Origin of the sequence: uncultured Nostoc sp. (assembly GCF_937863485.1) — a bacterium.
Classification (GTDB): Bacteria; Cyanobacteriota; Cyanobacteriia; order Cyanobacteriales; family Nostocaceae; genus Nostoc.
In genome coordinates this window covers 78,278-86,431 of record NZ_CALMFY010000119.1, presented here as the reverse complement: position 1 = coordinate 86,431, position 8,154 = coordinate 78,278, and the positions used below count along the sequence as shown (strand labels likewise).

At 41.4% G+C, this 8,154-nt stretch carries 9 protein-coding genes and 2 pseudogenes; 4 read left to right on the top strand and 7 right to left on the bottom strand.

Annotated elements, in window-relative coordinates:
* Positions 1 to 150: 150 nt before the first annotated feature.
* The 3 genes from Q0541_RS16330 (at position 151) to Q0541_RS16320 (ending at position 2,641) form a co-directional block, all read left to right on the top strand.
* Positions 151 to 402 carry a hypothetical protein gene (locus Q0541_RS16330; protein ID WP_298911912.1) on the top strand — a complete coding sequence of 84 codons (252 nt, stop codon included), beginning with the start codon at positions 151 to 153 and terminating at the stop codon, positions 400 to 402.
* A 99-nt stretch (positions 403 to 501) separates the two neighbouring features.
* Positions 502 to 1,920 carry a GTP-binding protein gene (locus Q0541_RS16325; protein WP_298911921.1) on the top strand — a complete coding sequence of 473 codons (1,419 nt, stop codon included), beginning with the start codon at positions 502 to 504 and terminating at the stop codon, positions 1,918 to 1,920.
* Positions 1,921 to 2,380: 460 nt separating this feature from the next.
* Positions 2,381 to 2,641, top strand: coding sequence for a Calvin cycle protein CP12 (locus Q0541_RS16320; protein ID WP_298911910.1), 261 nt, complete (start codon positions 2,381 to 2,383; stop codon positions 2,639 to 2,641).
* On the opposite strand, the gene Q0541_RS16315 is transcribed toward Q0541_RS16320, so the two are convergent.
* From Q0541_RS16315 to apcB, 6 genes and pseudogenes are all read right to left on the bottom strand, one after another.
* Positions 2,638 to 3,456 carry a TlyA family RNA methyltransferase gene (locus tag Q0541_RS16315; RefSeq protein WP_298911908.1) on the bottom strand — a complete coding sequence of 273 codons (819 nt, stop codon included), beginning with the start codon at positions 3,454 to 3,456 and terminating at the stop codon, positions 2,638 to 2,640. The genes Q0541_RS16320 and Q0541_RS16315 overlap by 4 nt on opposite strands.
* Positions 3,457 to 3,891 carry a DUF29 family protein gene (locus Q0541_RS16310; protein ID WP_298911906.1) on the bottom strand — a complete coding sequence of 145 codons (435 nt, stop codon included), beginning with the start codon at positions 3,889 to 3,891 and terminating at the stop codon, positions 3,457 to 3,459.
* 141 nt (positions 3,892 to 4,032) lie between these two features.
* A pseudogene (locus Q0541_RS16305) lies at positions 4,033 to 4,368 on the bottom strand (XisI protein).
* A pseudogene (locus Q0541_RS16300) lies at positions 4,356 to 4,775 on the bottom strand (element excision factor XisH family protein). The pseudogenes Q0541_RS16305 and Q0541_RS16300 overlap by 13 nt, the downstream one beginning before the upstream one ends.
* Positions 4,776 to 4,858: 83 nt before the next feature.
* Complete coding sequence (locus Q0541_RS16295; RefSeq protein WP_298911904.1) at positions 4,859 to 5,077, bottom strand: hypothetical protein; 219 nt, start codon at positions 5,075 to 5,077, stop codon at positions 4,859 to 4,861.
* Positions 5,078 to 5,473: 396 nt separating this feature from the next.
* Positions 5,474 to 5,983, bottom strand: coding sequence for an allophycocyanin subunit beta (gene apcB, locus Q0541_RS16290; protein WP_298911902.1), 510 nt, complete (start codon positions 5,981 to 5,983; stop codon positions 5,474 to 5,476).
* Positions 5,984 to 6,342: 359 nt separating this feature from the next.
* On the opposite strand from apcB, the gene glnA reads away from it, so the two are divergent.
* A complete protein-coding gene (glnA, locus tag Q0541_RS16285) occupies positions 6,343 to 7,764 on the top strand; it encodes a type I glutamate--ammonia ligase (RefSeq protein ID WP_298911900.1) in 1,422 nt (473 codons plus the stop codon).
* A 121-nt stretch (positions 7,765 to 7,885) separates the two neighbouring features.
* On the opposite strand, the gene Q0541_RS16280 is transcribed toward glnA, so the two are convergent.
* Positions 7,886 to 8,086, bottom strand: coding sequence for a hypothetical protein (locus Q0541_RS16280; RefSeq protein ID WP_298911897.1), 201 nt, complete (start codon positions 8,084 to 8,086; stop codon positions 7,886 to 7,888).
* Positions 8,087 to 8,154: the final 68 nt, after the last annotated feature.

The window sequence follows — 8,154 nt, the reverse complement described above, 5'->3', positions numbered from 1 at the left end:
TCACCCGTTAATGTACTGATATCACTGTACCTCAGTTACCTGCAATCTGCTGTAAACCTACTGAAAGAGCAGCTACAGCAACAGCAGGAATTAATCAATAAGCTTCTTTCAGGGCAGACATAGTTAAGTATAACCAATGTAGAAGATCCAGTGAAAGGTAGAGAGCTTGCCCTAAAAGCTATAGACTTTATAAAACCACTGGTTCTTTTAGAGTTGAATGATTTGAAATCTAAAGTTGAAAAAGATTTGGAAAAGGAAAAAAAGAACAAAAACAAGATAGTGAGTGATCCAAATAACAGTACTCTTCTGGGAGGCCCAGGAGAGGTCTGTAAACTAAATAAGGTGTTCCCTTTTGTAAGTAGAACACTTGTGGAGGGGTTTATGCTGAGGATAGTACCTTGATTCCCTGATCAGTTTGAGCATTTTTTGAGCATCTGGTGGAATTAGATCAAAATGGATATGTAGCCTGTTGTTTGTCCAACCTTGAATCAACCTAACTTCGTGCGTAATCTGCAAGAAACTCACTTAAATCGTGCCCGCGCCAGTCTCAGGCAAGTGCTGTCTTGGTATGGATATCTTCGCAAGTCAGGACAGCTTTCATCTAACCCAGAATTGGCAGGTTTAGTGAAACCGGAATTGGAAGCTTTGAACTCTACACTCAACAAGCTGGACTCTAGCGTTATTAGAATTGCGGCTTTTGGTTTGGTGAGTCGTGGTAAGTCAGCAGTTTTAAATGCCTTGCTGGGAGACAAGATTCTGCAAACTGGGCCCCTGAACGGTGTCACTCAATGGCCGCGTTCCGTGCGTTGGCAGCCAGGGGGTAAGGTACTGGTAGAGTTAATTGATACCCCTGGATTAGAGGAAATTGAGGGTGAGTCACGGGGGGACATGGCACGAGTTGTGGTACATCAGGCGGATTTGATTTTGTTTGTCGTGTCTGGTGATATCACACGCACTGAGTATCAGGCACTGCTAGAATTGCGGCAAGCACAAAAACCCTTGATTTTGGTGTTTAACAAGATAGACCTTTATCCAGATACAGACCAGGGAGCGATTTACCAAAATTTACAACAACTCGGTGCAGGACATCACGCCACGTGCTCCACTTGGGGAAACCCCATCGCCCTTGGCGTCTCCCCTTGGGAGAAGACCGCAGTGGCTCCCCAAGCAAAGCCTCTACTACCTGATGAAATTGTGATGGTGGCGGCAGAACCAGCACCAATGGAAGTAAGGGTTGAGTGGCCTGATGGACGTGTCAGTTATGAATGGGAGACACCACCACCGCAAGTAGACAAACTAAAAGAGACTATTCTGAATATTCTCAATCGAGAAGGGCGATCGCTTCTCGCTTTAAATGCACTGATCCAAGCACGGGACGCAGAAACCGCGATCGCTCAAAAAACCATCGACTTACGCGAACAAGAAGCCGAAGATATCATCTGGCAATTTACCAAATACAAAGCTTTGGCAGTAATGCTCAATCCCATCGCCTTCTTAGATATCCTTGGCGGAACTGTTGCCGATTTAGCTTTAATTCGCGCTCTAGCTAGATTGTATGGTTTGCCGATGACTAGCTATGAAGCCGGAAAAATTTTAAAAACAATTTTATTTAGTTCCGGTGGCTTGCTGCTGGGAGAATTAGGTAGTAGTTTTCTTTTGGGTTTGGGTAAAAGTACGGCTGCAATCACCAGTGGTGACAATCCCAGCAATATTACTGCCTTTGCTGGCAGTGCGATCGCTCAAGCTGGTATCGCCGGTTATGGAGCATACTCTGTTGGCAAAGCTGCCCAAGTCTATCTCGAAAAAGGCTGCACTTGGGGACAGTTGGGCGCTAGCAGCGTCATTCAAGAAATTCTCTCTCAAGTTGACCAGAATACAATTCTGTATCGTCTGCGACAAGAATTAGGCATAAAGTATTGAGAATAAATAAAAATTGTTTCCCGTTTGTTGCTGTTTATAAGCGTTTATCAACTTCTATCAAGCTCTTATGACAATTGACTGACATTCCCAATTTTGGATGCAAGATTGAAAACATGACCATCTCTATTAGTGACCACAACTAGTGGAATTTCCTTACCTTTTTGAATCAAAGATGACAATAGGGTAATTCCCACTCAATTTTGCGAAAAAGATGACGGTGTTTACTACCGCCTCTTGTAGTCAGTTTATCTAAACTGTAAATGTAAGCCAATCCCTCTTTGTTGCTCCAACAAAGAGGGACTGGCGTTAGCGCAGCGTAAAGCCTGCGGCATGGCTTCTCTACGAGACGCTACGCGAACGCTTAGAGCGACGCAGGAGCGTCACCCGGAGAGTGAGCTTTCTGAGATCATTGAAAGCTTGCAGTTAATATCTATCTCTGTAAACTAAAGGTGAAAGGATCATGACAACTAGCCTAAACTCATTTGAAACTGCTGGGAAGGCAAATATTGAAGAAGCGATTACTGAAGCCATTACTGAAGCCCGCACAACTTGTGAGCAAGATGGCAGTGATTCTGCTGGTTGTGCCGTAGCCTGGGACATTGTGGAAGAATTGCAAGCTGAGAAAGCTGATCAACACCAAGCAAAACAAAAGAAAACCTCTCTAGAAAATTATTGCGATACCCATCCTGATTCTGTAGAGTGTCTAATATACGACGTTTAACTCTTCCGTAAATCAGTTGTTGCTGATTGCGTTATTTGCTTAATTGCCTCTAAATCAGGCGATGGTGTTTCACTTTCCATTCCCAACCACAAAAGATATTCGATATTCCCAGCAGGGCCAGTGATCGGCGACCAAGTTAAGCCTTTGTATTTCCATCCTAATAGGTGGGCTGTTTGCAACACCTGGAAAATGGCATCAGCTTGGTCGTTTGGATCACGCACAACACCTTTTTTACCTACACGGGATCTGCCGACTTCAAACTGTGGCTTGACTAACAGTACAGCTTCTCGGTTAGCTTGAGTTAGTTGCCACAAAGCAGGCAAAATCTTAGTTAAAGAAATAAACGATACATCGACCACAGCCAAATCAGGAATCGGGTCATTCTCCCCATATAAGTTATCTGGTCGTAGTTGCCGTAAATTAGTGCGTTCCCGCAAAATTACCCGCGAATCATTTCGCAACCGCCAGTCAACTTGTCCGTAACCAACATCAATTCCGTAAACTTTTTTTGCTCCAGCTTGCAAGAGACAATCAGTAAAACCACCAGTAGAAATCCCACCATCTAAACAAATGCGCTCTGCTACGGGAATGGCAAATACTGATAAAGCTTTGGAGAGTTTTTCACCGCCTCTAGAAACAAAAGGCGATCGCTCCTTAATATTTATTTGAGCAGAAATATCAACTTCAGTACCAGGTTTATCAACTAACTGCTGATTAACAGTAACTTCCCCCGCCTGAATTAACCGCTGTGCTAAGGCGCGAGAAGAACATAAATTTAGCTCTACTAATAGTGTGTCGAGTCGCTGTTTAGCCAATTAACTAGACTCTCCTGGTAAAATTAAAGTCAAAGCACGATTGATAATTTCTTCTCGGTTAATCAGCTTTTCTAATTCTTCTGGCTCATAACGACCTTCTTCTACTTCAAGCGTTGCCTCATCAATGGCATTTAAATAAGCTTCTACTAAGATTTCTAACAATTCTTCTGGTGTGAGATAATAGCCCTCTACTTTACGCCGCTTATTTTCCCGCTGAATTTCCCGAACCGAATTCCGAATTGAGACTTCCCAAAAGCGAGTCGTGCGATTTTCAGCTTGTTGTTTAATCAGATGCAATAGCAAAATCACTGCATAGCTACGAATCGTCTTGATTATGTCATTTCGACTCATTTCTGTTAATTCTTCGACTATCAGCAATGCTCTTTGAACATCGCCTTTAACAAGCAAGTCTTTCAGGGTTAATAATTCTTCCATATATCAGTGCCTCAAACATCGGCAACTTCTGTTGTGGCTTATAGCGGTTCAAGTTCAGATAAGATAAGCTAATGCGTTTAATTTATGAGCGATCGCAACTTAAATAGTATTATTCTTTTGGAATGCACGACATCAAAATAATTAAGATACAGCAAAATCCGTGTATTGCCGTAGTTCAGCAGGATGGAAACCCAAGACAATATCTTTGTGCAAAATACCCACTTCTAATAATGCCTCTGCTACTGGCTGGGAAGTACCATCATATTGAATTCACACTTTATCATTAATAATATCTATATGTACCACCGAACCATGTACGCGGCGCACTCCATCCCAGCCAATGTGTAACACTTCGTAGTGGCCTCGCTCCGAGTCAATGACTGCTTCTGTCTCTATTTGACCGTTAGCAAGCTTGTGACTAGCGTAATCAAATATCAACTGACGAATAATTTCACGATACCGAGTTAGCTTATCCATCTAATAATCCTTTCTAGTTGCTCGTCAAAGACAATTAGGTTTATTCCTATACTATTAAGAATTAGCTGACCAAAGCGTTCGGAAAATAGACCTTCGTAAACTCGCTTGGGAACTGCTAAATAAAGTTGGCGTTTTGGTTGTAGTTCTTTAAGCACGCTACGATAAACTTCATACTGTCCTACAGCTTCCTAGAGGTCATTCACGGGAGAAGGGCTCAAAAAACTTTTGATTTCGACAGCTATTTTTTGATCGTCTCTCTCAGCAGCAATGGTAACTCTTTCTGCTCCAATATCTACGTAAAGTTCTCTACCTCCGTATGCCAGGTATAAGGGATCGTTGGTTATTGTCCAACCATCTGCGATAAGTGCTTTAATGACTGCGGTATGATAGATATCTCTGGCTGGCATTAGTCGAAAGATAACTCCAAAAATATAGTTTTCATCTGGCAAAATTATTTTACAGAGACGTGATCGCTAATTCAAAATATCACCTATTCATCCTCATCATAATTAAACATTAAAACAAATTTTTGTTTATGTAAAACTAACATAGGTAAATATATAGGATGACCATCCCATTTCTTACTTTTTTCACCTCTTTGATAACAAATAATTAATGTTGGGACATCAGGATATTTTTCTTTAGCCTCTAATGACCACCTACCTGATCCGAAGCCAAACATCCACTTAAAAAGGTCTTTTCTCGCCATATCTAATCACTGATTGTTATTTCTTTCACCTTTACGAACATTTAAACGACCCTTTGTCATACCCTTTGATTTTATATCTGTTAATCCTTTGATAATACGTTTATCTTCCCATTTTTCCGATAGAACATAATGACTTTTTGTATGATTGAGTGTTTTAATGATAAATTCTATATTTCATAATATTGATTATTTTCTTGGTAATTTATTAAAAGGTTCTTAATTTCTTTGAATATAAAAATTTTTCAGTACTACTAATTAATTTGTCAGACAAAAAATTTTTGCATTAATAAAAGTAAACGCACCTTGCCAATCAAGCCAAAGTGCGATATACATTAAGCTCGCTTACGCGAACTTTATTTGTATAGTTCTGCGATTTCTAGTCACTAGAAATAGATGCTAAATATCCTGCTCGCTCAACTCGCGTGTGATGTGATCAAATGGTTCATCCACAAAGCTAGAATTAATCACACCTGCGGCTGTCACCTGTTCTTTAATCAGATCCTTGAGAATTTGGATACCGCGAACCGTAGGCCCAATAGGCACTCCTAGAGAATTGTAAGTTTCCCGCAGCCCTTGTAGCACTCGTTCATCCAACACATTCGTGTTTCCAGCAACCAGCGCATAGGTGGCATAGCGCAGATAGTAGTCCATATCCCTTAGACAAGCTGCATAACGACGAGTTGTATAAGCATTTCCACCGGGGCGAATCAATTCTGGCAGTTCTTCAAATAACTGTAAACCAGCCTGCTTGACAAGTGCAGCCGCATTGGTATTGATTGCTGCCGCAGCTTGTACTCTTGCTGTACCACTGTCAAAGTAAGACTTCAGACTATCGATCGCATTCCGGTCAAAATATCGACCAGCTAGGTCATAATTCTTAATTAAACTTGTTACCGCATCGCGCATTCCTTTTTCTCCCAATCATTGCTATTTATGGTTTGATATTTATTTTGGCTGCACTTATGCACCATTAAATTTTTGTGCTATTAAAAATAGATTCGGCACAAAAACAATCTATCCACTATTTAAGGATTCTATGCCAAAGTTGACCCCTATGTGATGAACTTTCCAGTTTTGTACAGATGATCACCGAAAGGTTAATATAACTTGAGAATCCAGACATCTGTAACATAAGCTACATAATCTGCGAATGGCTAGTATTTAAGATATTTCTGGTGTGTCACGGCTTGATTGAGATCAGCAGGGTTAGGATGCTTTAGAAGATTCTGGTATTACTTTAGGAAATTGGTAGAGAAGGAGTAACAATGACAACACCGCAAGAAGTCTTGAAGAGAATTCAAGATGATAAAATTCAACTGATTGATCTCAAATTCATCGATACAGTAGGGACTTGGCAGCATCTCACACTGTACCAAAACCAAATCGATGAAACTGCATTCACTGATGGCGTACCTTTTGACGGTTCCAGCATCCGGGGTTGGAAAGCGATCAACGAATCGGACATGACGATGGTACTCGACCCCAACACTGCTTGGATCGACCCATTTATGGAAGTCCCAACGCTAAGTATAATTTGTAGTATTAAAGAACCCCGCACGGGTGAATGGTACAATCGTTGCCCACGCGTTATTGCCCAAAAAGCAATAGATTACCTGGTTTCCACTGGTCTTGGTGACACAGCCTTCTTTGGCCCTGAAGCTGAGTTCTTTATTTTTGACAGTGCTAGGTTTGCCCAAACCGCCAACGAAGGCTATTATTTCATAGACTCCGAAGAAGGTGCTTGGAATTCCGGTAAACTCGAAAAAGGAAAACCCAACTTAGGTTATAAACCACGCTTCAAAGAAGGTTACTTCCCAGTTTCACCTACGGATTCTTTCCAAGATATCCGCACAGAAATGCTGTTGACGATGGCACAATTAGGTGTACCCATTGAAAAACATCACCACGAAGTTGCCACTGGTGGTCAGTGCGAACTTGGTTTCAAGTTTGGGAAGTTGATCGAAGCGGCTGACTGGTTGATGATTTACAAATATGTCATCAAGAATGTTGCTAAGAAATACGGTAAAACCGTCACCTTCATGCCAAAACCGATTTTTGGCGATAACGGTTCGGGAATGCACTGTCACCAATCCATCTGGAGAGACGGCCAACCTCTGTTTGCAGGTGATAAGTATGCTGGTTTGAGCGATATGGGGTTGTACTACATTGGTGGTCTTCTGAAACACGCACCAGCGCTATTGGCAATTACCAATCCCAGTACCAACTCTTACAAGCGCCTAGTACCTGGTTATGAAGCTCCTGTAAACTTGGCTTACTCCCAAGGGAACCGTTCTGCTTCTATTCGTATTCCTCTATCTGGAACTAACCCCAAAGCCAAGCGTTTAGAATTCCGTTGTCCAGATGCTACTTCTAACCCATACTTGGCATTTGCTGCAATGCTTTGTGCTGGTCTTGATGGCATTAAGAACAAAATCCATCCTGGTGAACCCTTAGATAAGAATATCTATGAACTTTCTCCAGAAGAACTGGCAAAGGTTCCTTCAACTCCAGGTTCTTTAGAACTAGCGTTGCAAGCACTGGAAAAAGATCACGCCTTCTTGACAGAATCAGGCGTCTTCACGGAAGATTTTATCGAAAATTGGATTGATTACAAGCTAGGTAACGAAGTCAAGCAGTTGCAGCTGCGTCCTCATCCTTACGAGTTTTACCTCTACTACGATGCTTAATTAAGAGTTGTCTCTAACTAAAAATAACAAGTTTTGCCACCCTAGAGTAGAGGGTGGCTTTTTTTTCTAGAGTTGTCAGTTGAGACATTCACTCAAAAATCAACCTTAAAACTCTTAAAACTTAGCTCATGGAAGCATGACTAGACCCATAAATCATTCGAGTGTTAGCATCTACCTTGCCTTGAATCGGATTCCAGTAGTGAGATGCTTCTTCAGGAAGACCAAGTTCTTGTGCAGCCCGCATCAGTATTGATTGTTGGCGATTCTTAACTTGCTGATGTTCACGCACCATTAACGCACGAGATTTATCTGCGATAGACATAACCATAGTCCTCTCTATTTTGTGAATATATAATTTTTCTTTCTTGACAAGACTAATATAACAAAAAT

Excerpts from the sequence above, each read along its gene's own strand:
- Q0541_RS16320 (WP_298911910.1), top strand. The coding sequence starts at position 2,381 with ATGACAACTAGCCTAAACTCATTTGAAACTGCTGGGAAGGCAAATATT.
- Q0541_RS16310 (WP_298911906.1), bottom strand. The coding sequence starts at position 3,891 with ATGGAAGAATTATTAACCCTGAAAGACTTGCTTGTTAAAGGCGATGTT.
- Q0541_RS16295 (WP_298911904.1), bottom strand. The coding sequence starts at position 5,077 with ATGGCGAGAAAAGACCTTTTTAAGTGGATGTTTGGCTTCGGATCAGGT.
- apcB (WP_298911902.1), bottom strand. The coding sequence starts at position 5,983 with ATGCGCGATGCGGTAACAAGTTTAATTAAGAATTATGACCTAGCTGGT.
- glnA (WP_298911900.1), top strand. The coding sequence starts at position 6,343 with ATGACAACACCGCAAGAAGTCTTGAAGAGAATTCAAGATGATAAAATT.
- Q0541_RS16280 (WP_298911897.1), bottom strand. The coding sequence starts at position 8,086 with ATGTCTATCGCAGATAAATCTCGTGCGTTAATGGTGCGTGAACATCAG.